Consider the following 25,941-nt stretch of genomic DNA (forward strand, 5'->3'; position numbering starts at 1 on the left):
ATTGCCTTTCGGCCTGAAATTATTTTTTGCATTGTGCAAAAACAGCCTGATTCAACTTAATGTAAGCGTCATCCCCGGCTTTCTTTGCCAACTCCATCGATTTCTCGGCATTTGGCAGTGCTACTGCACAATTACCTTGTTTTGCAGCTACACGAGCCACCAGCTGATACGCCCAGTATTCTTTATTTTGTTCAATTACTTTATTGGCCCAAACCAAAGCCTTATCTAAATAAACACCTTTCTGATAGTAATAGTCTGCGGCTGCAAAATAGGTATCAATGCTTACGTCTGGTTTTGATGTCTTTTCTGCTATTTCAGCCATAATTCTGGCATCAACCTCTTGCTCAACTTTAAATCTGGCCTCGGTGTTTTCCCATTTAATTACAATATGGGCAGTAGTAGGGTTTTTGCCCTCTATTTCAATGGCCATCTGCTCTACAAAAAACTTAGTCTTTGCCGGTTTTACTTTAAAACGATACACGTCTTTTTTTTCATCGTAGCCATAAGAGCCCCACTGCTTGTCGTCAGTATTCAGAATGACAGTCCATTCTGTGGCGTTTGGTATGGTATACAATCCATAACTACCCGCCTTGATAGGGCTTCCGTTTACTATTACCTCATCATCAAACTTAATAGAAGTAATTTTGTTTGCACCGGTTCTCCAGACTTTACCAAATGGCACTAAATCGCCAAATATTTTACGTCCCTTTACCGACGGGCGGCTGTAATCTATCGTTACTTTGGTAAGACCCACCCCCTGCGTAATGGTTGCCGAAGGGCTGGCTGGTGGTGTATTGATTTGTGCAAAGCCTGAAATAGAAACAGCTATGAAAATAATGAATAGCTTTAAGTTAAAATGTTTCATTGTCTTTTGTATCTGATATTAGAGTGCGAAGTTAAGATTTATCTTCCTTTGCAATGTGCTTTTTGAATAGTTTTTTAGTACTACTACCAAATAATGAGGGTACAACACTCATATTATCAAAATAAATTATCTATAAATGGTTCAATTTATAGCCAAACAATTCTTTTCAGAGTACTATATAATCTATAAATTGCACAATCAATAAACCCTGTTACACTATGTTTAACCTATCAACCATTCTTGAACATCATGCCCGCTCAACACCCAACAAAGAAGCCCTTATTTTTGCCGATAAACGGATAACTTTTGCTCAATTTGATGCAGCCAGCAACCAAATTGCCAATGGTTTGGCTGCATTGGGAGTGGGGCATGGCGATAAAGTAGCTCTTACTTGCCCAAACCTCCCTTATTTTCCGATGATATACTTCGGCATTCTGAAAACAGGGGCGACTGTAGTGCCGCTGAGCGTGTTGCTCAAGCGTCAGGAAATTGCTTTTCACTTGCAGGACTCAGACGCCAAAGCCTACTTTTGCTTTACAGGAACACCCGAAATGCCCATGGCGCAGGAAGGCTTTGCCGGTTTTGAAATGACAGAAAGCTGTAAAGATTTTTTTATGATTACCCCGGCTTTTACTGATGCTTCTCCTATTGCCGGGACCCAAACCCTGGGTACGCTCATGGCCGGACAATCGCCGGTGTTTCAAAGTTATTTTACCTCGCCAGACGATACGGCTGTAATCATCTATACATCGGGTACCACAGGCAGGCCGAAAGGTGCTGAACTGACTCATTCTAATTTGCTGCTCAATGCCATACTGAGCAAAGACCTTCAGGACTTAGGCGCTGACGATAAATCGATGCTGGTGTTACCATTGTTCCATATTTTTGGCCAGACAGTCTGCATGCTGGCAAGTATATATAAAGGAACCACCGCTGTGCTGGTACCCCGTTTTGACGCCGAAATGGTACTTACCCTTATGCAAAATGAGAAAATAACGCATTTTGCCGGCGTGCCTACCATGTATTGGGGGTTACTAAGCTACCCCGACACCCATAAGTTTGATATGGCCGCTATCAAGAATAATCTGAAAATCTGCATGTCGGGTGGAGCGGCTTTACCGGTACAGGTTTTACATGATTTTGAGCAAAAGTTTGATGTGCCGATTCTGGAAGGATATGGTATGTCTGAAGGGTCGCCGGTTGTTACATTTAATCAGAAAGGGAGGCCACGCAAACCCGGTTCAATAGGCTGGCCGGTATGGGGCGTTGAAGTTTGTATAATGGATGAAAACGGGAATCAGCTGGGTGCAAATGAAAAAGGCGAAGTTTGCTACCGGGGCCATAATGTAATGAAAGGTTATTATAAACGCCCTGACGCCACTGCAGAATCAATAATAAATGGCTGGTTACACTCTGGCGATGTAGGTTACCGGGACGAAGATGGCTATTACTACATTGTAGACCGTACCAAAGACATGATTATCAGAGGGGGGTATAATGTGTATCCGCGTGAGGTAGAAGAACTGATGATGCAACATACGGCTATATCAATGGTAGCAGTAATTGGTGTACCTGATTATGAATATGGCGAAGAGATAAAAGCTTGTGTGGTGTTGAAACCCGGCGCAGAGGTAACAGACAAGGAACTGATAACCTGGACCAAAGACCGCATTGCTTCCTACAAATATCCGCGCATTATAGAGTTTATGAGCAGCCTGCCCATGGGGGCCTCGGGTAAGATATTGAAGCGGGAGCTGAGAGCCAGATGAAAACAACGGGGCTTCCCTCATATTGAGAGGAGCCCCGTTTTATTATGCGCTATAAACTATCAATATTTAAATGGTTTGCCGCCGGCCAATACTTCCTGCGTTTTTTCGTCGAAAGTAACTTTCAAACCAGTACGGTATGCTGCGTTCGACATGATAGTAGCAATTGAGTGTGAATAACCTGCTTCAATTGGGGCATGAGGGGTTTTACGGCTGCGTACACACTCCATCCAGTTTTTAATGTGTGCGAATGTAAGTGAGTCTCCACCTGTGTTGGCACCTGCTTCAACCTTTGTGCCTTCAAGCTTAACTGTTGGTAAAAGATTGGCTTTTAAGCCCATTGCAGCGGCTTCACGCTCGCGAAGCCCTCCGGTTGGAGTAATTTCGTTGGTATCAAGGTTAATCATACCACCGTTAGAGTAGTATAATTCTTTGGTATCACCGGCTGAATTTGAGAAACGAGAAGTAAACTGCACCTGGAAGCCAGATGATTTATCGTTCAATGGGCCGTAATCAAACACTACAGTAAGTGTATCGGCGTTGGTTCTGCCGTCTTTCCATTGGTAGATACCACCGTTGGCAACTACCGAACGAGGATGCGGCAAGCCAGAGAACCAGTGTACGGTATCAATCTGGTGGCTCATCCATTGGCCTGGAATACCTGATGAATAAGGCCAGAATAAACGATACTCAAGATATTTACGAGGGTCAAACGGAACCATCGGACGGTTCATCAGATACCGTTTCCAGTCAACGTCAGACTCTTTCAAATCTTTTGTCAGTTCAGGTCTTCTCCAACGGCCAGGCTGGTTTACATTCCACATCAGTTCAACCATTACAATCGGGCCGAACTTGCCAGATTTGATGAAGTCTTCTGCTGCAAAATAGTTTTCACCGCTACGGCGTTGCGAGCCAATCTGTACAATTTTACCTGAGGCTTTCACGGCTTTCAATACGGCGCGGTTGTCTTCCATGGTTTCGGCCAATGGTTTCTCGGTATAGGTGTCGCAACCTGCTTTTACGGCCTCAATGGTATGTAAAGCGTGCTGGAAATCAGCAGTAGAGATAAACACCGCGTCTACCATTTTAGAAGCATAAAGCTCATCATTGTTACGGAAAACTTTTACGTCGCTTCCCAATTGCTTATCTAAATACGCTTTTCCTTCTTCACGGCGGCGGTTCCAGATGTCAGAAAGAGCCACCATTTCAAAATTCATCTGTTTTTGTAAAGCTTTGAAGGGGCCAACATGAGAAGAACGGTGGCGGTCAGAGAACCCCACACAAGCTACGCGTACGCGGTCGTTTGCTCCTATGATTTTGCCATAACTCTTTGCCGAAAAACCAGTGGCTGCTGTAGCCAGAACTGATTTAATAATAAAATCTCTGCGGGTTGTCATAGTTTTATTTGGATTGAATATAAGTAACAGATGTTAGTGTTTATACTACTTATTTTAATTCTCTAATCTTCAGATTCTTAAACGACACATTATTGCCGTGGTCCTGCAACAGAATGTTGCCTTTGTCACCTGCTCCAAAGTTATTATACTTCGCATATTTACTTCGGGCTACTAGCGCGTTGAAAATATTGCTTTTTCTTTCGTACTCCAATACTTTGAAGCCATTCAGCCAGTGCTGCACCACGTTGTTTGGATACACAACCAGACGTGCCTGATTCCAGTCGCCGATTTTACGCTGGAAACGTCTGTCTAACTTATAAGATGGTATCAAATCATACAAACTTGCCAATGTGCGGTTACCTACTACCCCCATTTTGGCATCCGGGTGGCGTTCATCATCTAATACCTGATACTCAAGGCCAATGCCCGATTTACCGCCTGAATCAAAGGCTTCATTTACAAAGTATTTCAAGCCGGAGTTTGCCCCTTCTGTCAGTTTAAACTCAAAGGTCAGTTCAAAAGCGCCAAACTGTTCGTCTGTTACAATATCATTGCCGGTTTCTGAGCCGTCAGATGGGCTTACGTTAATGGTGCCATCTATTACAGCCCAATGCTTATCGGGCATTTTGGTTTGGTGAACCCCTCTCCAACCGGTAAAGTCTTTGCCGTTGAAAAGCAACTTGAATCCCTGGGCTTTTTCTTGTGGCGACAGGTTATTTAACAACAGATTTACTACCGGCGTATTGTCTGTCGGGCTGGGTTTCAGGTTTTCAGTCTGGATTCTGATATTTCTCCAGCGAATCTGCTTGCCCGGTTTATCATCTTTGCCAATAGCGTGTACTTGCAGCGCGATAAAGCCTTTAGGGGTTACATCATCTACCAGATAAGCCACAGGCACACCATTTACCCAGGTACGAATAATGTTTCCGATAGCCTCTATGCGGTATTTGTTCCACTCGCCTTTTTTAAATGCTTTTTTGCTTTCAGGGTTTGCATTGGGGATGTAGAGCCAGTCGCGGCGGGCTTCATCGTATATACCACCAGACCATGCACGGTCTGAAGGGTCAACTTCCATCTGATAGCCATGCACACGGCCATCTTTGTAGTCGGGTTTTGATAAACTACGGAACTGTATGCCCGAGTTCATAGAGTTATCTACCTTCAATTCTAATTCCAGAATGAAATCGCCGTAGTCTTGCTCAGTTGCCAGAAAAGAATTGGGGGTGTCTGCCACTGTAGTACCAACAATTTCGCCGTTTTCTATGGTATATCTGGCCTTGCCATTGAGTTGTTTCCAGCCCTTCAGATCTTTGCCGTTAAACAGGCTTGTCCATTTCTGTGCAGTTGCTGAAAACAGAAACGAATGCACAAGTAAGAATCCAATAATTACTTTTTTCATTTAATAAAATAGAGTTGAATAATTTCTATCAAAATTAAGTGCTAAGTATCAATCTGTCTAATATCTATTTAGCGAAAAATTCATAAAATTTGACAAACATTCAACCTTTATGGGTCAAAATTTCACATTTATTGTCTCCAGATACTTTTTGCTGGTTTGCCCGCTTTCTAAAGCAGTGCGGCCTTTCACAGGTACAGAGTCTAATTCAATTATATTCCAGCCTTTAAATTTAATCTTCTCTAAGGCTTTAAAGATAGCCGGAAAATCAACACGCCCCTGCCCTAATTCTACAAATTGGTAGCCCGATTTGCTCTCTACAGGTTTGGTGTCTTTTATGTGTGTGGCATGCAAAATGTTTTTATACTTAATTACCGCCTCGGCTGGATTTCCTCCTCCTTGTGTATAATGAGCCACATCCAGTTCCAGCTTAATAAATTTAGTATCCATTTTTGTAGCTATTATTTCTACTTCTTCCGGTGTTTCGCCCAATTGATTCATGTGGTTATGCCAGGCTGGCTGTACGCCCGTTTCCTGCAATACCACTTTGGCTACCTCCGACATATTATTGGCATATTTATTCAACTCTTCTGTTGTAGGCATTCTGTCTTTCGGACGAGAATTGTTGGTTATCTGTAGCGACTTCCCGCCTAATGCTTTTACAAAGCGGGCATGGTTAAGATGGGTCTCTATATCTTTCGAAATATCATCCTGTATACCGACATTTCCGCTAGAGAACATGGCCAGTGTTAGGCCATTCTGGTCTAGCAGGTCTTTAAGGTCTTGGGGTTTGTCTTTAAACGGGGCGTAGCTGTTGGCTCTCAGTTGTATACCCTTAAAACCTAAAGCGGCAATATCTTTGATAGCTACGAGGTCGTTGCCGTTCCAGGTAATAGCCGAATAGGCCATTTTATGTTTGCTTTTGGCCGCCAGGCTGTCAAATGAAATAAATGAAGATGCTGTGAGTAATGATGCCTGAGTCAGGAAATCTCTACGGTTCATGGTTTATAGGGTTAAATATGTAAAACTTTAATTTATAAAAATAGCAATAAAAAGTCAATCAGGAACCTATCGGCCACCATAATTTTGCAACTGCTTTATAATGTATGCGATTCAAACACCACAAAATCATTTAAAAGAACAAAGTCGCCACATTTGTTTATGCTTGGTTATGCACATAAAAATAAAAAAAGGCACCCTATGCTTCGGCAAAAGCTCAGGGTGCCTTTAGATAAAACCGATTCTACTCATAGCTTACTTGTCTGAACCATGACAAGCCGGGTACCGCCAAGCAAAACAGGGTTTTAGATTTATGGGCATTATCAGTGATAGCCCGGTGTGCCACAAGGGGCCCAGTCGTAGTATTCGGTATAGTAGGTAGAGCCCGTAGCTGGGTCGGTATAGCTTTTAGTAGTTATTTTTGTGCAGCCACCGCCTGGGTGCCCTGGGTTAGCCGGTGTGGGAGGCGTTGACGACCCGCCAGAACAATCGTGGCAACCATAGGTAATGGCATTGTAATCTTCCCACCAGTCTCCACCAACTACACCTTTCATTTGCTCTTTTGAAAGCAAATTGTCTGCAAATTTTAACATCAATTTTTTCATTTTTGTACTGTTTAAACGGTTGAAAATTAATTTATGTGATCTGATCAAATCCTTTAAAAAAGAAACTTACTTAAACACAGCCGGGTCATGGGGCTCAGGTGCTTAACTGAAAATATCAACCTCCACATCAGTAGAACTTATGATGGGTTTATACTTCATTTCAAATACTTTTTTGAGTTTCAGCTCAATTACCGGCATGGTATCTTTTGATATATTGCCTGCTAAGCCCAGGCCTTTAGCCTGCACACGGGCGCCATTGCCGGGCTGGTCCATTTTTTTGTCTAACGGATACACCAACATTGGCACACCCGACTGAACACACTCTTTAATGCTGCCCATTCCTCCATGGGTTATCATGGCATCGGCATATTTTAAAAAATCCAGCTGCGGCACAAAAGGCAATATTTTTACATTTTCAAGTGCTGGCGGATTAGTTCTGATACCTACCAGAGAAATCATAAAAAACCATTGCGGGTACTTTAGGGCTATCCTGAATAAACTGTTTAAAAATGTTGCAATGTGTTTAATCTCACTTTGCCCGATTGTGCCAAATGAGACATAAATTACTCTGGTACTACTCTGTTTTTTTAAATCAATAACCTGCTGGCGTAATGCCACATAGTGGTCTGAAATAGCCATTGATTCATCTCTTTTAACTGGCAGATTTACGTAGTATTCATTACTGAAAGTGCGTTTGTGCGCAAATTCTAAATGCTGCAGACCCAGTATCACTCTTGGAATTTCGCTGACACTGTTAAACAGGCCATTCTTTTTATCTATTAATTTCAGGGTGCCTGTTTCTCTGGCCCAGTTGCATAAAAACCTGTTCCGGTCTTTTCTCAGGTATGCTACTGCTTTTATAACCGCCTGTGTTCTTCTTCTGAACAAGTGGCTGGCCCACAACACTTCACAATAACATCTTGAAAACACAGACCCGGATGGTATAAATGATGAGTTCAGCGGAGGAATACCGGCCGACTTCTGAGTAGATAGTTTTGTGTTGAGTATGGCAATATTTGGGGTAATAGGCGACAGGTAAAAATAAAGATACGTAAGATGGGCATCTATAAATGTAGCATAAGGCTGGTACTTTTCTATAAAGTTTAATGCTGATTTTATACTTGATTGCCAGGCATTAAAGCGAATTTCTAGATTTTCTTTAGAGAAGATTGACTTCAGTAAAATTCCCGCAAAGGCTCTGACAGTTTTAACCGGATGTTCTACAGAATAGCTTATTTCCTGAAACTGAAAGCCCTGCTTTTGTACCAGGTCTTTCTGGGGCGCCAATCCGGCGTAAACCACATTATACCCCTTGTTTTGCCAGGCTTGAGCATAACTAAAGCTGTTGGTATAATGGCTGGGATAAGGCAACATTATAAAAACTACGTTTCTCATTCAGTCACAACATTAAGTCTAAAAATAAAGTATTGAAATCTGTCGCTGTCGCCAGCTAGGCAGGTTTATTTTGCATTTCTGCAGTCAAAAGTTTCAGGTCTTTCAGGGTGTACATTTCAGGCACCAGGTAGTTATCAAAAAAAAGCGTTGGTGTTGTTTTTACCCGGTTTATTTCGCACCACACATTTTGTCTTTCCAGATACATACGTGCCTTTTCAGTTTTTGATGCTGATAGAGACCGTCCGAAGTCAACGGGGTCGGTATTATCTTTTTCATACCAGCTTTTAATAGCTGCCATTTGCCCGTTAGCTGGTAAGTGCAAAACATAAAGCGCTAAATGCTGTTGTTCTGGGCTTTGAAAAGAGGTTAAAAATATAATTCTGAAATTAACGTCTGCTGAGCTGCGAGCTATTTTTTCTAACTCAAGAAACTTACTACCGCAGGCTTTACAGAAAAGATTTGCTACAAGCGTAACCGTATGCCCGGCATCCGGATTGCCCAAATGAATGGCTCCGATATCTTCCGGCAATTCTGCTATTCTGGGTTGCTGGTAAAGTAAAACCCTGAAAACTTCAGAGTTTCTTTTAAAAATATTTAATTCAGCTGCCGATTTACCGCCGCGCGTGGCATTTACTAATGTAGGCTTCACAACTAACCATACAAGCAAAACAGACCCAAAACCAGAAAAAATGGCCGACAACCCTTTTACACTTAAATGAATTACTGCCTGGTGATTTATTGATAAAACCAGCAGAAACTCTATGATAAGCAAAGCCTGAGTTACCAGGCAAAGAGTACACCACTGCCTGATGACCCGCCATTGGGTATAGATTGACCAGAAGGTAAAAGGAAAGGCTATTAAGGTGAGCATCTGGAGATAAGGCAAACTTTCTGCAATATGCTTTGCAATGGCTATTGTAAAAAGCCCCCCTGCAAAATAGAGCAGGCCAACCTCAGACCAGGTGAAAACCCTGAAGATTGTGGCAGAGGGAGAAAAAATAACTGAAGCGCAATCTGACTTTTGGTTAATATGGCAAATTTTATTCAGAAACGCACTTATCTTTCCATATTGATTAATGACTAGCAAAACACTTACGAATGTTCCTGCTGTTTTAGTAATGGTGTATGCATAAAAAAGCCAGGGCAGGCTACCTTCAAAGCTGGCAATTCCTGTTAGGAGTACCAAAAGCGCAAGAATAACTACGGTGGGTATACGTAAGCTATTGAGAAAAGACACCCTGCGTTTTAATCTGTAATCTTTCTCGCCTGAATTCTCATCAGGCTCGGCAATCAGCACATAGCCAGACCAGACTCTGTAAAACTCTTCAGGCGTCTGGTTATAGAATCCCTTGACCGGGTTATAAAGAGATATGGTATTACTATTCTGGGAAACAACCAGAACAAAATACCCGTTATTGACGGTGGTGTGAGCAATAAACGGATTTTCAATTTCAGCCAATTGCTGCCTGCTTAGCCTGAAAACGCCATTTTCAACATTAAATTCGCTAAGGGCATCGCTTAAACTTCCGATTCCAGGATACCCCGGATGGCTCCTTAGTGTTTCGGTCAGGGTAGCATTTGTCACAGAAACATTTATCACTCTTAGCAATTCAGACAGTACTGCAATTGTATTGTCTTGGGAGGTACCAAACATTGGTCTCTTAATCACGGCAAAAATTTAGTGAATTATAAAAAAGTACAGTTTACAATTGGATATGTACAAATATAACAATTGTTGATATATAATTTTAAGAAGTTACAGGTTTTATTTTGCAGGATAAAACCTGTAACATTTGTCTTAAAATTTAAATAAAAAGCTCTCCAAGAGAAGAGCTTTTTGATATTCTACTATGATGAAACAAAACTAATTAATATCCCGGGTTTTGCGCAAAAGCTCCTTTGGTTGACCTGTCTATCTGGGTCTGAGGAATTGGGCGCAAATAGTGTTTGTCTGCAACATTTGGAGCAGCCTGAGGGTTATATTTTTTCACTCTGTCTACCAATAATCCCCAACGCTTCAGGTCTAGCCAGCGCATTTGTTCTCCGGCCAGCTCTCTTGCTCTTTCCTCTATAATCAATTCAAAGTTCATTTGGGCCTCGGTAATCAACATGGCGTCTTTTTTGCCCGGCCATCCGGCTCTGTAACGCACCGCATTAATAGCTTTAGTAGCTTCAGATATATTACCAGACTGCAACTGAGCCTCGGCCAGCATCAGGTAAACATCAGCCAGACGAAACACGAAGAAATCGCGGCTACCTGCTTCATAAGTCAAATCAGGGCGTTTGGTATCAAAGAATTTCATCAGAGTCGGAAACAAGGCTTCGTTATAAGCGCTTGGTACCAATACCTGATATTTCTTCTTGGCGCGGTCTGCCTTACTCATTTCATAGCCCGGAATAAAGATGGCGGTGTCGCCGGCTGCAAATGTCAATTTTGATTTAGAGTCGTCAAAAGATGCATTCAGGTTAGTACCCGGGTTATTGCTCAACCAGGTATCTCTGAAAGTCTTCTTATAACGAGAATCATTGGTTCTGTCTGCAAAAACGGTATTTAAGAAATACGAAGTCGGACGTAGACGCTTGAACGGCCGGCCGTAGAAAACGTCACGTTTCATACCCGGCTGTACGTCATACTGCATACCAAACAAAAGGTGCAGGTTATTGCCGCCATTTACGGCACCGGTGTTGTTGGTAAGGTTTGTCAATGGGTCTGATGTGTACTGCACTGCAAATACAACTTCAGAGTTAACCTGGTTGTTTTCGTCATGCACCTGAGCAAAATCATCCAACAATTTAAAGGTGTAATTGTTAATAACACCGCTACACAACTGTGCTGCTTTAGTGAAATCATCGGCAGCCTTCTGGGCTGAGTAAGCCTTAACCAGATATACTTTAGCCAGAAGCGTTTCAGCGGCAGGCTTAGTGGCACGGCCATAGTCGGTTGACTGCGACTTTGCTTCAAGATTTGGTATCGCCTCGGTTAAGTCTTTGATAATGGCATTAAACATTTCTGCATCCGTAGCTCTTTTGGTATCCTTAGTAGGTACAAGTGTCTCGGTCAGGCGTAAATCTACCCCACCAAATTGCTGATGCAACAAATAGTAGTAGTGGGCTCTCAGAAATTTTGCTTCTGCCACTCTTTGCTTAAGAACGGCCTCCGAAAGCGTAACTTTGGGTGCTCTTTCTATAATGGCATTACAGGTGTTAACTCCTCTGTATAGCTCGTCCCAAAGTGCCGCAAGCAAGTCGCCGGATGCCGAGCCAACCCCACCCTGCAACTGGGTATCATAAAAATGGAAACCCTTAAAGCTACCATCAGCGCCGGTGGCATAGATATCAGTACCGTATTCGGTAATGGTAAGGCCGGGTTGCGTACCATAGTAGTTTCTCAATGAAGAATAAGCAGATTTAACAGCATCTTCAAAGCCTTTGGGGGTATTCATATAGTCGTTACCAATACCAGAAACTACCTTTTCAACCAGTAAATCTTCACAAGACTGAGAGGCAAGCATTACAGACATCATGCCTAATATCTTGATTGGTTTTAATATATTTCTTAATTTCATTTTATTTAAATTTTAAAATTCCTGAATAATTGTTTTCGACTTAGAATCTGACATTCAGACCAAAAGTTGTAACCGTAGTGGCAGGTGTAACACCAGAGCCCACATTAGTAGTACCGTTACCAGATGATGTAATGGTGGCTTCAGGATCTATGCCATTATATTTGGTACGGTATTTTGACCAGATTTTAGGTTGCTGAATACTTGAGAATAATCTAAGTGACTCCATACCCAGTTTTTTGGCAATTTTAGGTGAAAAAGTATATCCGAAATTAATATTTCTTAGTTTCACGAAGGTGCCATCAAAGTAAATAAGGGTGGTGTTATTAACCGGAAACTCTTGTGTGCTCTTTGGTCTCGGAAATTCATTGGTAGGGTTGTTAGGTGTCCAGTAATCTACTTTAATCTGCTGGTAGCGACCTGCCAATGCGTTGTTATTCTGATGGAAACCACTCACAATCATATTGCCGAAACGACCAAACAAGAACGCCGACAAGTCAAAACCTTTAAATTCGAAACGGGTAGTGAACCCGGCACTGAAATCTGGAATATCAGAACCCAAAAGCACGCGGTCGTCAGCATTGATTTTACCATCATTATTGGTATCCTGTACTTTAATTTGACCCACTTCACTGCCATAAGATTTGGCAAGGCTTTCTTCACCTGTTTGCCAGATGCCAATTTTCTTTAGGTCGAAGTATGAATTTAGTGGCTGGCCAATAAACCAGCGGTTACCGAGGTCATCTACTTTTCCGTTATAAAGAGATACGATTTCCTCTTTATTTTTGGTAAACGTAAAGTCGGTAGTCCACTTAAATCCGTTTGAAGAATTGACGTTTACAGTAGTGAAACCCAGCTCAATACCTTTGTTACGTGTATGGCCTACGTTTCTTGTTACTGCACCAAAGCCTATTGAGCCTGGAAGCTGGTCAGACAATAACAAATCAGTAGTGTTAGTTTCATACAATTCTAATGAACCTTGTACTCTGCCACGAAGCAAGCTGAAGTCCAAGCCAATGTTAGCAGTAGAAGATGACTCCCATTTCAAGTCAGGATTACCGATAGTGCTTGGTCTATACCCGAAGGCTGCCACAGACCCCCAAGCATAGGCCGTTCTTGACAACAAACCTTGGGTTTGATACGGAGCTACCCCCTGGTTACCTACTACACCATAACCGGCTCTCAATTTTAATAGGTCTAACCACGATATTTGTTTCATAAATGGCTCGTTGCTGATGTTCCAGCCAAGCGCAATACCTGGGAAATTACCATATTTGGTGTTGGCACCGAAACGGCTTGAACCGTCACGGCGTAAAGTAGCAGTTAATAAATATTTATCATTGAAGTCGTAATTAATACGAGCCATATATGAGTTAATGGTCCATTGTGTTAAACCACTACCAACTGCCAATACAGAACTGGCATTGCCCAGGTTATAAAACTGTTGAGACTCAGCCGGAACCCCTTGTACTTCCGTTCTGTAAACCTGATAATCGTCTTTCTGGATTGAGTGAACCAAAGTAGCGCCCAGGTTATGTTTACCTTTAAAAGTTTTGTTATAGCTCAGGATATTTTCGAGTGTCCAGTTGAACCCGATATTGCTTTGAGTTGAGGCCTGCGGGTCGCCTAATTTACGGGCATTAGTTGCAGAGCCAATAAATCTACCCCATCTTGAAATTGTAAAGTCTGGGCCAAAGTTAACACGATATTTTAAACCTTCAAGGATTTTTACCTCAGCATAAATACTATTAAATATTCTGTATTTTTTGGTTTGGTCAACCTGGGCACCCGGAACAACTTCTGCCAGAGGGTTGGTTAACAAGGCATCGTTGGTTGGCGAAAAAATGATATTTCCTTTGTCGTCATAAGGTGACGCCAATGGGTTCTGCTGAATTGTAAAGCCATAAGGGTTCAGGTTTTCTCCGTTACGAATGCTATACATAGTATAAGAAGAGATACCCACTTTCAGACGGTCGTTAATGCTATGGTCAAGATTTACCCTCAGAGACATACGGGTGTAATCAAGCCCGTCCGAAATTCCTTTATCCTGAAAGTAGCCACCTGAAATATAAAACTGGGTTTTATCATTTCCTCCCTGTATACCCAGAGAGTGATTTTGCATTACTCCGTTATGCAGTATCAAATCCTGCCAGTCTGTATTGGTTCCGTTAGCAATACCTTTGGCAACGGCAGGGTCTCCACCCAATACAGCAACTTTAGCATCTGCGGCGGCGTCGCCCACACCGGTTGGTACAGGGTTGCCGTTAGCATCTTTATACAGGTTGGTGGCACGATACGCCTCACGGACATATTCAAGAAACTCAGGGCCACTAAACAGCTTAATTTTGTCTAAAGGAGTAGATACGCCGCCGTAAGTATCAAAACTTACAGTGGTTTTTCCTTTTACTGCGCCTCTTTTGGTAGTAACCAATACCACACCGTTCGCACCACGCGCTCCGTAGATGGCGGTAGCAGTAGCGTCTTTCAGCACTTCCATAGACTGAACATCGCTTGGGTTCAGGTCTTCATAACCGGCAGAAAGCGGAATACCATCTACTACATAAAGAGGGTCGTTACCGGCATTGAACGAACGACGGCCACGGATAAGAATTTTTGGCACTGAACCGGGTTTAGAACCAGACTGCGAAACATCAACCCCTGCCACACGGCCCTGCATGGCCTGGCCTAAACTGGTGATGGGCATTTCCTGAATCTGCTTGGCACTTACTTGCGAGATAGCCCCCGTGGTCTGGCTTTTTTTCTGAGAACCATAACCAACCACAATTACCTCGCTCAAGGCTGCGGCATCTTCTTCTAAAGTAACATTTAATGTGGTTTTGCCACTTACATTGATTTCTAATGCTTTGTAACCAATGTAGCTAAATACCAGAACGGCATTGTTGGCAGCCTGCACCGAAAATTTACCATCAGAATCAGTAATTGAGCCTTGCGTAGTACCTTTTACAGTAACGCTAACACCCGGTAGAGCCATACCGCCTGCATCAGATACCTTTCCTGACACACTCCGGCCTTGGGCATGTACATACTGTATGCAAAGACATAAAGTAAATACCAGCAACATTTTTTGTAGTAATTGTTTCATACAAAATAAATAAGGTTAATATAAAATTAGGCTTCCGCTAAAAATATGAAAATTTATTATTGGAATAGTTACAAAACTACAAATCGGTATAGGCTTTTACCACTAAAATTTAGTCATTTTCTAATATTTTTTTGACCTTTAATGCAAACATTTAAGCAATGGAACATCTGGTTAACAGATTTTGATACTATATTTACATGTTTTTTAAAAATTGCTATAAAAAGACTTAGAGCGTAGACTGACCAGGCATTAATAGCGACCAAATAATGAAGCCCCAATTACTGAAAATATCTAATCCTGCTGACTATTCTTTTAACCTGTATGTGCAGGAGTGTCCGTTCTTTCCAACCCCCTGGCACTATCATCCCGAATACGAAATTGTATTGATTCTTGAAAGCACCGGCAAGAAATTTATAGGCAGCAGTATCACTGACTACGGCCCCGGAGACCTGTGCATGATTGGCTCGTACCTGCCGCACTATTACAGAAATGATGATGAATTTTATGCCAAAAACTCCGGCCTGAAGGCGAGGTCGCTGGTGATTCATTTTCTGGAGGATTTTCTTGGCGAAAAGTTTCTGGAGATACCTGAAAGCCAGGCCATAAAGGCATTGCTTGAGCGCTCTAAAAGAGGGCTAACATTTGGGGCTAAAACTGTGCAAAAGGTAGAACCCAGGTTTAAGAATCTGCCGAATCTGAGTGGTATGAGCCGCCTGCTGGAAATGATTGCCATACTGATTATTCTGAGCGAGAGTGAAGACAAACAGGATTTAACAACAAACCCGATATCGCTTAGAAATGAAGTAGATTCGGCCAGAATGAACAAGGTATTTGAATATGTAATGCTGAAATATCAGGAAGAGATTCAATTGAGTGATGTAGCTGAACTGGCCAACATGAGCGAGTCTGCCTTCAGCAGATATTTTAAGAAAAGAACCAGACGTACGTTCTCTCAGTTTCTTGCCGAAATACGCATTGAACATGCCTGCAAATTATTGATGGCCGACAAAATGAGTGTGGCCGAAATATCTTTTGAAAGCGGGTTTAACAATTTGTCTAACTTTAACAGGCAGTTTAAAGCTATAAAGAAGATAACACCGCTCAACTACCGCACCAAGTTTCTGTAGTAGCCTAGTGCCTGGGGCAGTCGCATTGGTTTTTACTTTTAAACAAGCCCCACATAAAACCCTTTTTCTTTTTGTAGCGTCCACTTTTTTTTCTGCGGCCTTTGCCGAGTTCTTCTTTTACGTTCACTGTGCTTGGGGTGGCTGCACTTGTGGCTTGCGAAAACTCAGGAATTACGGTTAAAACCCCGGCAATAAATAGTATTATCAGTTTTTTCATTGATTGAGTCTGTTTCAGTTGGAACGAACCGATTCCGGCAAAATTACACTACCATTACACTTTCAACAGAAAAAGCCAGCGGGCTATCGGCAAAAAGTGCTTTTGTATGGGCCCATACGGTTTTAAAGAGCGCCGTCTGTCTGTAATTATTCAGGGCTTCTTCACACTCCCAATGGCTGTGGGTCATAAAAATATTAGGCTGGTTCAGGTCTTGCATCAGTTCAAGATAACTACACCCGGGCATTGCTCTAATCTGCTCTTTTGAGCCATTGAAAATATGCAGGAACTCCGGCACTTTTTCTTCCTTGAAAGTCATTCTTACGTATCTGACAAGCATAGGGTAGTTTTTTACAAAAATATAAAAATTTAACATTTCTGTTTATCAATCAGCCTATATTCTGTAATAATAAGCGCCAGTGATAGTACTTTTTTACTTAGCAGAGTAATGTTTATAGCAGGTACGTGAAGCAGGTCATAAATTTTTAAAATGTTTTGCGATTTTCTGATATTATTGGGTTAAAATTAACTGTTTTTGCAATTTGCACGGTTCGTTTACGCATTGGTATAAAATAGCCGAAAGAATATTTTTACTCTACATACGTTTTCTGAATAGCAATACCGCCAAAAGTTTAAACCTGATTTTATTAACCTATGAAAAACGCCATTCAGACCCAGTTCATTTTCTTTGTGCTTGCTTTTTTAACCTTGAACGCTTTCAGCCAGGGGCCAAAAGTGTTGATAGTAACGGCACATCCGGACGACGAAACCATGTTTCCGGTTACGGTTTTCAAAATAACTCATGAAATGAAAGGCACCGCCGACCTGGCATTGATAACCGATGGCTCAGGTGGTTATAACGGGCTGGTGGCATCGAGCTATTATGGCAAAAACATGACCGACTCGGCAACCGGACGCACCTACCTGCCGCTCATCCGGAAAAAAGAACTTATGTGTTCAGGCGAGGTGATGGGCATCAGGAATTTTTATTTCTTCGACCAGATTGATGATTTTTATCAACTAAACCCCGAACCGTTTTTATCGGGCGAGCGCTGGGAGATAGCATTTATTGAAAGAAAACTGGATAAAATTCTGGCACAGGGCCAGTACGATTACATTTTTTGTCTGGTTCCTGATGCTGGCCAGCATGCACACCATAAATCGGCCACAATTATGGCATTGCGTGCAGCCCAACGCATGAAAGGCGGCCAAAAACCGATTGTTCTGGGTGGCCTGGCAACCACGCGTGACTACACGTTTAAGTTCAGCGGCTTAGACAATTATCCCGAAACAAAGATTCTGGAATCGGCGCCTGTGTTTTATTTTGACAGGGCATACGGCTTTGGTGAAAACAACAAACACAGCTACATGATAGTGGCCGATTGGGTGAAAGCCTGCCATAAGTCGCAAAGCGGAGACATGAACTCGGCCATGCATAAGGGCGAACTGGAAACTTTCTGGTATTTTGCCATTAATAGTGAGCAGCATTTAGAGAAGACCCGCCTGTTTTTTGACCAGCTGAAGAGCAGTGGTTTCCCTACTAAATAAACCTGCGCCATGTTCAGAAAATCAGATTCCTAAATTAAGTGTGTGTGTTACATTTTTAAAAAAATTTAAAAATTAGTTTTTTTGAACAACAAAAAAATACTTTGGTAATAAGAAAAGCCTTAAATTTGCCGAATCTTACTACATGCTATTGCCTCTAATAACAAAACTACATTATAATGGAACAGCAGATTATAACGAATGAACCTATTGCTTACGAGAAGATTCCTACCAAGATTTTTAAAGACTCAAAAGATGCCTCCAAAGCAGTTGCTCAGGAAATTGCTGATTTGATTCGCGAAAAACAAAAACAAGGGAAACCATGTGTACTCGGCCTGGCTACGGGTTCATCGCCCAAATCAGTTTACGCAGAGCTGGTACGTATGCACAATGAAGAAGGCCTCAGTTTTAAAAACGTGGTTTCTTTCAACCTTGATGAGTATTACCCAATGGAGCCTGACTCGCTGCAAAGTTATGTTTTGTTTATGAAGGAGCAGCTTTTTGACAGGGTAGATATGCCAAAGGAAAACTATTTTATTCCGGATGGCACCATTCCTGCCAACAGGATAAAAGAATTCTGCGAAGAGTATGAAAGAAAAATAGATGCCATGGGCGGCCTTGACTTTCAGTTGCTGGGTATTGGCGCCAATGGACATATTGGTTTCAACGAGCCTGGCTCGCTGGTTAATTCAAGGACCCGCCTGATGATGCTTGACCACTCTACACGCGTAGCGGCAGCTTCTGACTTCGGTGGCAGTCTGGTGAATGTTCCTAAAAAAGCCATTACGCTGGGTGTTTCAAAAATACTAAATGCCAAAAGAGTAGTTTTGCTGGCATGGGGCGAAAGAAAAGCTCCGGTAATTGCCGAGGCGGTAGAAGGACGCGTAACGGAGTCGGTTCCGGCTTCATATTTACAAACGCATGCCAACACGCTTTTTGTCATTGACGAAAGAGCGGCTTCTGACCTTACCCGCATGAAAACCCCTTGGTTGGTTGAAGATGTGGAGTGGACCAGCAAAATGGTAAAAAAGGCGGTTACTACGCTTTCACTTTCTTTGAGCAAGCCTATCCTGAAGCTAACCAATAAAGACTATAACGACAACGGTTTGAGCGACCTGTTGGCGCGTCACGGGCAGGCTTATGAGATTAACATTGACGTCTTCAATCAATTACAACATACTATTTCCGGCTGGCCGGGTGGCAAACCTAATGCCGACGATACCAACCGCCCAGAAAGAGCATTGCCTGCAAAAAAACGTGTAATTATTTTCAGCCCTCACCCGGATGACGATATTATTTCAATGGGTGGTACTTTCCAACGTCTGGTTGACCAGGGGCACGATGTTCACGTGGGGTATCAGACATCGGGCAACATTGCGGTAGCAGATGATGAAGCCATTCGTTTCATTGATTTCGTGGTAGATTTCAACCACAAATTCGGTATCGAAAACAAAGAGACCCGGGCTCTTTTCAGTGACGCCAAAGAGTTTTTGAAAAACAAAAAAGGCAGCGATATCGACAGCCCGGCTGTAAGATACGTAAAAGGGCTGATTCGCCGCGGAGAAGCCAAAGCTACCTGCCGATTTGTAGGTATACCTGAAGAAAACGTTCATTTTCTTGATATGCCTTTCTATGAAACCGGCCGTATAGAGAAAAAACCATTAGGGCCGGACGATGTAAAGGTGGTGGCCGATTTGATAGAAGAAATTAAACCGCATCAGATATATGCCGCCGGCGATCTGGCCGACCCACATGGCACACACAAAGTTTGTCTGGATGCTATCTTTGCTGCCATTGAAAGCATTAAGCATAAAAACTTTATGAAAGACTGCTGGCTGTGGCTGTATCGTGGTGCATGGGCAGAGTGGGATATCCACGAAATTGAAATGGCCGTACCTATGTCGCCAGACCAGGTGTTGCAGAAACGTATGGGTATCTTTAAGCACCAGTCTCAGAAAGACGGCGTGGTGTTTCAGGGAAGCGATGCGCGCGAGTTCTGGCAACGTGCTGAAGAGCGTAACAGAGGTACTGCAGGTTTGTATAACAAGCTTGGCCTGGCAGAATATGAGGCTATGGAAGCTTTTGTACGTTGGAAGTTCTGATAAATTCAACCAGTTCTATAAACAAAAAAGCGGTCTGATAACTCAGACCGCTTTTTTGTTGCTGTATGTTCAACAAACCCTTAAATAGTTTTTACCTCAAACTTGAATTTATCTTTGCCGGGTATGCACTTACCATCTTTGTTGGTGCAGGTCTGGCTTTCTATTTTGCCTTCAATTACCGGATTCGCCTTCGTGATTTTCACTTTCTGAATAAATTTGGCTTCATGCTCAAAGTAATGTACTTTGCCCCCCCATATATCGTCATACTTTTCTTTTGGTTTTACTGGCACCAGCTTGCCTACTAATGCGTAAGTATCATTTTTGGTAAAATTGGCAGTGGTGGGCAGTGGGCCTTCTACTTTCAGTTCAGACGAATACATATACCAGTTGTCATCAATTTTAGCTGTAAAAACCAGATCAATGGTTTCACCTACCTTAGCTGAAGTTTTAGACGGAGTAAACGTCCACTTGGCTGGTTTAAGAATCTGGGCAGATGCTGCCAGAGAAGAAGCAAATAATACGATAAAAAGGATTTTTCTCATGTTGCTATTGATTACTACTTTAATAATACTTCTATATTGTTTTCATTGATTAACGCCCAATCATTCATTTTCATATAAAGCTGGGTTAAAAGAATAACGTCATCGGCACAATATCTGGCAATCTTCAATAAATTTTTTTCTTTGTAATAAAGCTCGTTTATCTGGTCGCCGCTTACTTCTGTTTCACCATCCGGAATACCAAAAATTGTGATAAGCAACTCTAATGAAACATAGTGTTTATGGTCTCCGAATTTCCAGAGATCCAGCGTGTCAATATGCTTTATTTCCCAGGGCTTTTTGCCGGAAATCTGCAATATTGTCGGCAGCGAAATACCATTTACAAGCATCCGGCGACAGATATATGGAAAATCGAACTCCTTTCCGTTATGCGCACATAGCAGTAGGTTTTTACCGGCCTTATGTTTTTCAACAATACGCTTAAACTGCTTAAGTATTTCGGCTTCCGACTCCCCGCTTATCATCTTAACGCGAAGCGAAGGCTCAAGGTTCTCATCAAACACAATACCACCTACACCAATGCAGATTATTTTGCCAAATTCTGAATAAATAGATGCGCGGTTTAAATAGAAGAGATGGTCTGGCAATACTTCCTTTTCTTTGCTTTGCAGATACCCGGCCTTTTTTAACCAAAGGCTTTTGAGCGGTTCATTTAGCAAATCGAAGTCAGGCTCCTGAGAAACCGTTTCAATATCAATAAAAAGAATGTTCTTAAGACTCTTTACATCATTTTCAGTCATCAGCCTTGATTAAATAGTTAATAACAAAGTTAGGCAAATCAGACGAGAAAATAAACCAACAGTGCCAGTAAAAGCCAGTAAACGGGCATCAGAATAATGAAAATCCCCAATGCAATGGAGTCAAAAAACACACTGCCCCTGGTAATTTTTCTTGACAACGTAAGGCTTAGCCAGTTGACAGGAAAATTAACCAGCGCCCCGATATAATAAAACGGATTTTTAAAGAACCCGGTAGCAGGCAACCCCCTGCTCAGCAGGTCTTTCAGTTTGTCGGTTAAAGAGCGGTTAAATTCTTTCAGAAACAAGCCTTCTGAGGTATCCTGAGGCAGGTCGTTGCGGTAAGTAGGTTCACCAATCTGTATATTCACTACTTTGCCGAATTTATCAAAATTATTATAGCTGATACCCACCGGCACTATAATTACCTCAATGCCATCGTTCCAGGCTTTTTGCGCCAGGCGACCAGTACCCTTCTTTAAAGGAAGTAACTCCTTCTGGTGTATGCAAAGGCCCTCTGAGAAAATCAAGACTATTTCCCCTTCTCTGAAAAGCTCAATACATTTTCTGAAAGTTTCATCATTTTCGCCCAGATACTCTTTACCTTCAGATAAGCGGTACATGGGCATCATAAAAAGGTTGCTTAATGCTTTTTTGGCGAGGGGTTTCTTGAACACATCACCCCGTGCCAGCGACCATATCCGGCGATCTAAATGCGTGCATAATAATACGGCATCAAGAAAAGAATTGGAATGATTTGACGCCAGCAACACAGCACCCGTTTTAGGGATGTTTTCTAGGCCACTAATATAAATGCGCCTGGTAAAAAATTTTAATAGAAACCATACGAAAGGTCTTAAAACGTAATATAGCAAAGTATGATATGTTTAGGTAGTACAAAAATAACCATGCCCCCGGATTCAGCTAATAATTTTTGATTGATGATTTCAAAAAAGGCTTAAATAGACCAAAAACAATGCTAAATACGGCGGTTTAACCCTCAAAATTCAGAAGAAATACGTTTATCTGCAAACAATTGGGTCAATTAGTATTTGTTTAACATTTTGTTGTAGTTTTTTGCTCAATATTTCATAAAATCTCAATTCTCTTTGGTTTTCATACAGGTGTAAGTAATTTGGCACCGTATTTACAACAAAACGCCACCGGAGCTGGTTTAAACAGCGTTTTTCTTATGCTGTAAGATACGGCTCCATGAATCGTCCTAAGCCAAAGAAACAATTATGAGCAATTTAAAAGAGAAAATCACGGCCATTTTTCCAGGTGCCGACCAAATTCCCGAAGCTTATCAGATTCCGCCCCTGCATCAGCGTGAATACCTGGTAGGAGGAGAAATGCGCCAGTGGAGCGGCGCCACGCAGGATGTCTACTCGCCGGTTTATGTAAAAGATGAAAACGGCAAGTTTGTCAGCAAGCACATAGGCAGTTTCCCGATTACTGATGTGCCACAAGCCATGGAGGCGCTTGATGCCGCCCTGAAAGCCTTTGACAACGGCCGCGGCGAATGGCCCACCATGAGTGTGAGCGAGCGCATTGCGTGCATGGAGAACTTCATTAAGAAGATGCTGGAAAAGAAAACAGAGATTGTAAATCTGCTGATGTTTGAGATTGGCAAGTCTCTGGCTGATTCAATTAAAGAATTTGACCGTACTGTAGAATACATATATGATACCATTGACTGCCTGAAAGACATTGACCGTGCGTCGTCGCGCTTTAAAATTGAGCAGGGTATTATCGGGCAAATCCGCCGTTCGCCCTTTGGTGTGGTACTTTGTATGGGGCCATTTAATTATCCCCTTAACGAAACCTATACCACATTGATACCGGCCATTCTAATGGGTAATACTATTCTTTTCAAGCCACCTAAGCATGGCACGCTTTTGCATTACCCCATGCTTGAGGCCTTTAAGGAGTGTTTCCCTAAAGGGGTTGTCAATACCATATATGGTCGGGGCGCCAATGTGATACCGCCTATTATGCAAAGCGGCAAAATCAATATTCTCACCCTGATTGGGTCTAGTAAAGTAGCCAACGACCTGAAAAAAATGCACCCCAAGCTTAACCGCCTGAGAGCAGTTTTGGGGCTTGATGCCAAAAATGCTGGTATTGTGTTGAAAAATGCTGATGTTGAACTATCAGTAAAAGAGTGTATTCTGGGCTCGTTATCTTTTAACGGGCAACGCTGCACCGCCATCAAGATTATTTGGGTACACCGTTCTATTGCCAAGAAATTCCTGAACAGATTTACCGAAGAACTTGAAAAGCTGAAATACGGCATGCCATGGGAGGCCGGCGTTAATCTTACTCCGCTGCCGGAGCCTAACAAACCAGCCTACCTGACTGAGTGTATTGAAGATGCCAAAGCACACGGCGCCGAGGTAATGAACGAAGGCGGTGGCACAACGGTGCATTCTTTCTTTTACCCGGCCGTGTTGTATCCGGTAAATGAAAAAATGAAAGTGTACTCAGAAGAGCAGTTCGGGCCGCTGATTCCGATTGTTCCATTTGACGACGTAGAAGAGCCTATACAATATCTGCTCAACTCGTCGCATGGGCAGCAGGTAAGTATCTTTGGTACTAACCCTGACCAGATAGCCAATCTGATTGACCCGCTTGTGAACCAGGTAAGCCGGGTTAACATCAACGCCCAATGCCAGAGAGGCCCGGATACCTTCCCGTTCACAGGTAGAAAGGATTCGGCAGAAGGGACACTTTCGGTTGAAGATGCACTGAGAGCTTTCTCAATCAGAACCGTGGTAGCTACCAAAGAAACCCCCGAAAACAAGAAGATTTTCAATGAAATTGTGGAAGAACACAGTTCACATTTTCTTTCAACCAAGTATATTTTCTAAAGAAATGCCCCGTTACGGCGGGGTATTCTTCTCTTTTTATTTCCTGCCTTTGTTTGCCTTAAGCCCCCTGATAAAATATAATCTCTTGAACGCCGTTTCTTCTGTAATCCAAATAAGTTTAACCGGGTTTTAGAATATTTTTATAATTTTGACAAAAATTTCATTAGAAGAAATCCCCAGCAATAACAAAAAACCTATGAAGATTTTAACCAAAATAGTATTTTGTCTTCTTCTGACGGGAGTTTTTTATTCGTGCAAACGATCTTCCATACCTTCAAAGGGTTCGGTAATTGGTGACTACGACGAAGATTTGTCTTCTGTGCGGCTAAAGTATGAAAAAAGGCCTGATTTTGACAGCCGCGACAACAAGACCGTGCGAGACAACCCCACTACTGCAACCAAAGATGAGGTTCCGCTGAATGTAAACAATCAGGTAGATAAGGCTCTTGATGCCATGTCAGACCTGAACAAGAACATCCGTTATTCGGCAGGGTACCGGATACAGGTATATGTAGGCAACGAGCGCAGAGAAGTAGACGAGGCCAAATCGTTTATATATTCGAATTTTCCTGACTTAAATACTTATCTTTCATTCAGCCAGCCTACGTATCGGCTTAAAGCTGGTGATTTTCTGAGCCGCATGGAGGCCGAAAAATACTATAACACCATTCGCCAGCGCTATTCGGCAGCCATGATTGTGCCTGAAAGAATAGATGTACGTAAAAGCATGCAGCAAAACCGATAGGCAAGCCTGATTATATAACAACAAACCATTTTCATTATTTATGACAGCTTACGTTTTCCCCGGGCAGGGGGCTCAGTTCAGCGGAATGGGCAAAGACCTGTACGAGAATTTTCCCCAGGCCAAAACACTTTTTGACAAAGCCAATGAAATTCTGGGTTTCGATATCACCAAAATTATGTTTGAGGGCACAGATGAAGACCTGAAACAAACCAATGTTACCCAACCTGCTGTCTTTCTTCACTCGGTAATTCTGGCATTAAATATTCCTGATTTTAAACCTGATATGGTAGCCGGACACTCGCTGGGTGAGTTCTCGGCACTGGTTGCTGCCGGAGCCTTGTCTTTTGAAGACGGCCTGAGACTGGTGGCCCAAAGAGCCACAGCCATGCAACGTGCCTGCGAGCTGAACCCCTCAACTATGGCCGCCATTCTGAATCTGGACGATAAAAAAGTTGAAGATATATGTGCTGATATATCGGCACGCAACCCGGGAAACATCGTGGTAGCAGCCAATTATAACTGCCCCGGCCAGCTGGTTATTTCTGGTAGCATCGAGGGCATCAACATAGCCTGCGAAGAACTGAAAGCTGCCGGAGCCAAAAGAGCACTGGTGCTGCAGGTAGGCGGTGCGTTCCACTCGCCACTGATGGAACCCGCACGCGAAGAGCTGGCTAAGGCTATTGAAAATACGACTTTCTCAACGCCAAGCTGCCCGATTTACCAGAACGTAAATGCCCAACCATCAACCGACATTGAAACAATCAAGGCCAATCTGATTGCACAATTAACGGCACCTGTACGCTGGACGCAGTCTGTACAGAATATGGTAGCCGGTGGCGCTACTAAATTTATTGAATGTGGCCCGGGTAAAGTGTTGCAAGGCCTGGTGAAGAAAATATCACCCGAGGCTGAAACTGCCGGTGCCAGTTTGTAATGAAACTTAAACCCAATT

The 25,941-nt window shown here is 42.6% G+C and carries 21 protein-coding genes; 7 read left to right on the forward strand and 14 right to left on the reverse strand.

Annotated elements, in window-relative coordinates:
* Positions 1–19: 19 nt before the first annotated feature.
* Entirely contained in the window at positions 20–865 is an 846-nt protein-coding gene (locus C0V77_RS02615; protein WP_101724743.1) for a DUF2911 domain-containing protein, read from the reverse strand.
* Positions 866–1,083: 218 nt separating this feature from the next.
* Here C0V77_RS02615 and C0V77_RS02620 point away from each other — a divergent pair, with 218 nt between their 5' ends.
* Entirely contained in the window at positions 1,084–2,634 is a 1,551-nt protein-coding gene (locus C0V77_RS02620) for a long-chain fatty acid--CoA ligase (RefSeq protein WP_101724744.1), read from the forward strand.
* Positions 2,635–2,693: 59 nt separating this feature from the next.
* Here C0V77_RS02620 and C0V77_RS02625 read toward each other — a convergent pair whose 3' ends face one another.
* From C0V77_RS02625 to C0V77_RS02660, 8 genes are all read right to left on the reverse strand, one after another.
* Positions 2,694–4,028, reverse strand: a complete 1,335-nt coding sequence (locus C0V77_RS02625) for a Gfo/Idh/MocA family protein (protein ID WP_101724745.1) — start codon at positions 4,026–4,028, stop codon at positions 2,694–2,696.
* A gap of 49 nt (positions 4,029–4,077) precedes the next feature.
* Entirely contained in the window at positions 4,078–5,427 is a 1,350-nt protein-coding gene (locus C0V77_RS02630; RefSeq protein WP_101724746.1) for a DUF1080 domain-containing protein, read from the reverse strand.
* 114 nt (positions 5,428–5,541) lie between these two features.
* On the reverse strand, positions 5,542–6,426 hold the full coding sequence (locus tag C0V77_RS02635; RefSeq protein WP_101724747.1) for a sugar phosphate isomerase/epimerase: 885 nt from the start codon (positions 6,424–6,426) through the stop codon (positions 5,542–5,544).
* A 320-nt stretch (positions 6,427–6,746) separates the two neighbouring features.
* A complete protein-coding gene (locus C0V77_RS02640) occupies positions 6,747–7,028 on the reverse strand; it encodes a hypothetical protein (protein ID WP_143705993.1) in 282 nt (93 codons plus the stop codon).
* Between the two features lie 102 nt (positions 7,029–7,130).
* The gene (locus C0V77_RS02645; RefSeq protein ID WP_101724749.1) at positions 7,131–8,423 is read right to left on the reverse strand and encodes a nucleotide disphospho-sugar-binding domain-containing protein; all 1,293 of its coding nucleotides are present in this window, start codon (positions 8,421–8,423) and stop codon (positions 7,131–7,133) included.
* A gap of 55 nt (positions 8,424–8,478) precedes the next feature.
* Positions 8,479–10,077, reverse strand: a complete 1,599-nt coding sequence (locus tag C0V77_RS02650) for a vitamin K epoxide reductase family protein (RefSeq protein ID WP_101724750.1) — start codon at positions 10,075–10,077, stop codon at positions 8,479–8,481.
* Positions 10,078–10,291: 214 nt separating this feature from the next.
* On the reverse strand, positions 10,292–11,989 hold the full coding sequence (locus tag C0V77_RS02655) for a RagB/SusD family nutrient uptake outer membrane protein (RefSeq protein WP_101724751.1): 1,698 nt from the start codon (positions 11,987–11,989) through the stop codon (positions 10,292–10,294).
* A gap of 40 nt (positions 11,990–12,029) precedes the next feature.
* The gene (locus C0V77_RS02660; protein WP_101724752.1) at positions 12,030–15,089 is read right to left on the reverse strand and encodes a TonB-dependent receptor; all 3,060 of its coding nucleotides are present in this window, start codon (positions 15,087–15,089) and stop codon (positions 12,030–12,032) included.
* A gap of 266 nt (positions 15,090–15,355) precedes the next feature.
* On the opposite strand from C0V77_RS02660, the gene C0V77_RS02665 reads away from it, so the two are divergent.
* A complete protein-coding gene (locus tag C0V77_RS02665) occupies positions 15,356–16,216 on the forward strand; it encodes an AraC family transcriptional regulator (RefSeq protein ID WP_101724753.1) in 861 nt (286 codons plus the stop codon).
* A 4-nt stretch (positions 16,217–16,220) separates the two neighbouring features.
* Here C0V77_RS02665 and C0V77_RS02670 read toward each other — a convergent pair whose 3' ends face one another.
* Together C0V77_RS02670 and C0V77_RS02675 are read right to left on the reverse strand one after the other, a co-directional pair.
* Positions 16,221–16,433, reverse strand: a complete 213-nt coding sequence (locus C0V77_RS02670) for a hypothetical protein (RefSeq protein ID WP_101724754.1) — start codon at positions 16,431–16,433, stop codon at positions 16,221–16,223.
* A 43-nt stretch (positions 16,434–16,476) separates the two neighbouring features.
* Positions 16,477–16,770 (reverse strand): putative quinol monooxygenase, encoded by a 294-nt coding sequence (locus C0V77_RS02675; RefSeq protein ID WP_101725034.1) that lies wholly within the window; start codon positions 16,768–16,770, stop codon positions 16,477–16,479.
* 314 nt (positions 16,771–17,084) lie between these two features.
* On the opposite strand from C0V77_RS02675, the gene C0V77_RS02680 reads away from it, so the two are divergent.
* Positions 17,085–17,978 (forward strand): PIG-L family deacetylase, encoded by an 894-nt coding sequence (locus tag C0V77_RS02680; protein WP_101724755.1) that lies wholly within the window; start codon positions 17,085–17,087, stop codon positions 17,976–17,978.
* A 176-nt stretch (positions 17,979–18,154) separates the two neighbouring features.
* Complete coding sequence (gene nagB / locus C0V77_RS02685; protein ID WP_101724756.1) at positions 18,155–20,077, forward strand: glucosamine-6-phosphate deaminase; 1,923 nt, start codon at positions 18,155–18,157, stop codon at positions 20,075–20,077.
* 80 nt (positions 20,078–20,157) lie between these two features.
* On the opposite strand, the gene C0V77_RS02690 is transcribed toward nagB, so the two are convergent.
* Genes C0V77_RS02690 through C0V77_RS02700 form a run of 3 tightly spaced genes read right to left on the reverse strand, consistent with a single transcriptional unit; the run spans position 20,158 to position 22,249 of the window.
* Positions 20,158–20,619, reverse strand: coding sequence for a protein-disulfide reductase DsbD domain-containing protein (locus C0V77_RS02690; RefSeq protein WP_101724757.1), 462 nt, complete (start codon positions 20,617–20,619; stop codon positions 20,158–20,160).
* 14 nt (positions 20,620–20,633) lie between these two features.
* Complete coding sequence (locus C0V77_RS02695; protein ID WP_101724758.1) at positions 20,634–21,377, reverse strand: 3'-5' exonuclease; 744 nt, start codon at positions 21,375–21,377, stop codon at positions 20,634–20,636.
* A gap of 38 nt (positions 21,378–21,415) precedes the next feature.
* Positions 21,416–22,249, reverse strand: a complete 834-nt coding sequence (locus tag C0V77_RS02700; protein WP_101724759.1) for a 1-acyl-sn-glycerol-3-phosphate acyltransferase — start codon at positions 22,247–22,249, stop codon at positions 21,416–21,418.
* A gap of 366 nt (positions 22,250–22,615) precedes the next feature.
* Between C0V77_RS02700 and C0V77_RS02705 the strand changes: the two genes are divergently transcribed.
* The 3 genes from C0V77_RS02705 to fabD all read left to right on the forward strand — a co-directional run bounded on the left by C0V77_RS02705 (position 22,616) and on the right by fabD (position 25,923).
* Positions 22,616–24,244, forward strand: coding sequence for an NADP-dependent glyceraldehyde-3-phosphate dehydrogenase (locus C0V77_RS02705; RefSeq protein ID WP_101724760.1), 1,629 nt, complete (start codon positions 22,616–22,618; stop codon positions 24,242–24,244).
* A 196-nt stretch (positions 24,245–24,440) separates the two neighbouring features.
* Complete coding sequence (locus C0V77_RS02710; protein WP_143705994.1) at positions 24,441–24,989, forward strand: SPOR domain-containing protein; 549 nt, start codon at positions 24,441–24,443, stop codon at positions 24,987–24,989.
* Between the two features lie 40 nt (positions 24,990–25,029).
* Positions 25,030–25,923, forward strand: coding sequence for an ACP S-malonyltransferase (gene fabD / locus C0V77_RS02715; RefSeq protein WP_101724762.1), 894 nt, complete (start codon positions 25,030–25,032; stop codon positions 25,921–25,923).
* The last annotated feature ends 18 nt before the right edge of the window (positions 25,924–25,941 follow it).

The organism is Emticicia sp. TH156, assembly GCF_002855535.1.
GTDB lineage: Bacteria > Bacteroidota > Bacteroidia > Cytophagales > Spirosomataceae > Emticicia > Emticicia fluvialis.